The organism is Aeromonas sp. HMWF014 (genome assembly GCF_963878295.1).
Lineage (GTDB): Bacteria > Pseudomonadota > Gammaproteobacteria > Enterobacterales > Aeromonadaceae > Aeromonas > Aeromonas popoffii.
In genome coordinates this window covers 1-1,736 of record NZ_CAWNYS010000458.1, presented here as the reverse complement: position 1 = coordinate 1,736, position 1,736 = coordinate 1, and the positions used below count along the sequence as shown (strand labels likewise).

1 protein-coding gene is annotated in these 1,736 nt (G+C 59.8%); it reads left to right on the top strand.

Going from position 1 to position 1,736, the window contains the following annotated elements:
* A partial coding sequence (locus AAC083_RS17935) for an immune inhibitor A domain-containing protein (RefSeq protein ID WP_108535500.1) occupies positions 1 to 1,628 on the top strand: 1,628 nt, incomplete at its 5' end.
* Positions 1,629 to 1,736 lie beyond the last annotated feature (108 nt).

The window sequence follows — 1,736 nt, the reverse complement described above, 5'->3', positions numbered from 1 at the left end:
ATGCCACTCCGACCACCATTCGGGAATTGGTGAAAGAAGCGCTGATCCAGGTCGCCAACGACCCTTCCATCGATCTGTCCGAGTTTGACCAAGAGGATCGCTACGACCTCAATGGCAATGGCAACCGGAACGAGCCGGATGGTCTCATCGATCACCTGATGATTTTCCACTCCAGCGTGGGGGAAGAGGCGGGGGGTGGCGATCTTGGCGAAGATGCCATCTGGGCACATCGCTGGAACCTGGGCACCCCCTACCCCATCCCGGGCACCAGCAGCCCGAGCGGGAACTTCGGCGGCCAGTATGCCGCCTACGACTACACCATTCAGCCCATCGATGCGGCAGCCGGGGTCTGTGCCCACGAATATGGCCACGATTTGGGACTGCCGGACGAGTACGACACCAAATACACCGGCAAGGGTGAGCCAGTCGCCAGCTGGTCCATCATGTCATCCGGCTCCTGGGCCGGGGTGATTGGCGGCACCGAGCCGACCGGTTTCTCCGCTTGGGCCAAGGAGTTCCTGCAGGCCTCCCTCGGCGGCAACTGGCTGCATGGCAGCAATGTGCAACTCGCCGACCTCAGCCCCAGTGGCAACGTCTACATGCTGGATCAGGCCAACGACAAGGGGCGAAACGACGACGTGGTGCGCATCAACCTGCCCGCCAAGCAAGTCCCGCTCAACCCGCCCTACGCCGGCCAATACGAATACCACGGTGGCAAGGCCAACAACCTGGACAACCGCATGAACCTCAAACTGGATCTGAGCGGCAGGCAGAGTGCCAGCCTGACGTTCAAGGCCTGGTATCAGATTGAAGAGGGATATGACTACGCCAGGGTGCTGGTCAACGGCCAGCCCATCGCGGGCAACCTGACCACCAGCGACGATCCTAACGGGATCGGTTTCGGGGTCGGCATCACGGGCAACTCCAATGGCTGGACCGATGCCGAGTTCGACCTGACCCCCTGGGCCGGTCAGCAGATCACCCTCACCCTGCAATACCAAAGCGATGGCGGCACGGCCGAGGACGGCCTGTTCGTGGACGAGATCCAGATCCTGGCTGACGGTGAGACTGTGATAAGCGACGGGGCAGAGGGCAGTTCCGCCTTCACCCTGGCCGGTTTTGTCAAAAGCAACGGCAGTGAGGCCAAGGATCACTACTATCTGGCCGAGTGGCGCAACCATGCGGGAGTCGATACCGGGCTGGCCCATATCAATGTGGGCGATCAACTGATGCGCTACGAGCCGGGCATGCTGCTCTGGTACGTGGACAACAGCCAGGCCAACAACTGGGTGGGTCTCCATCCGGGTGAGGGTTTCCTAGGGGTAGTGGATGCAGACCAGCGCACCCTGAAGTGGAGTGACGGCGCCGTAGCCGGTACCCGTTATCAAATCCACGATGCCACCTTTAGCCTTGGCTTCCAGAAGCCGCTCGACCTCCAGCACTCAAGCGGCTCACTGCTGCAGGACTTCTGGATCACCCCAAACCGGGTGTTCAAGGATTCTCGCAGCTACCAGAGCAAGGAGATCCCGGATGCCGGTCGTCTGCTGCCCGAGTATGGTCTCAAGATCAGCGTCACCGGCCAGGCCCGTGACATGAGCACGGGGCGGATCATCGTCAGCCGCCATTAAATCATGACACTGGCATTCAGGGGGCCTCAGGCTAATGCCAGTCAGTTAAGCATTTTTATGACTAAATATTCAAGATATTGAATATCAAAAACTGTTCCATGGTTAAAG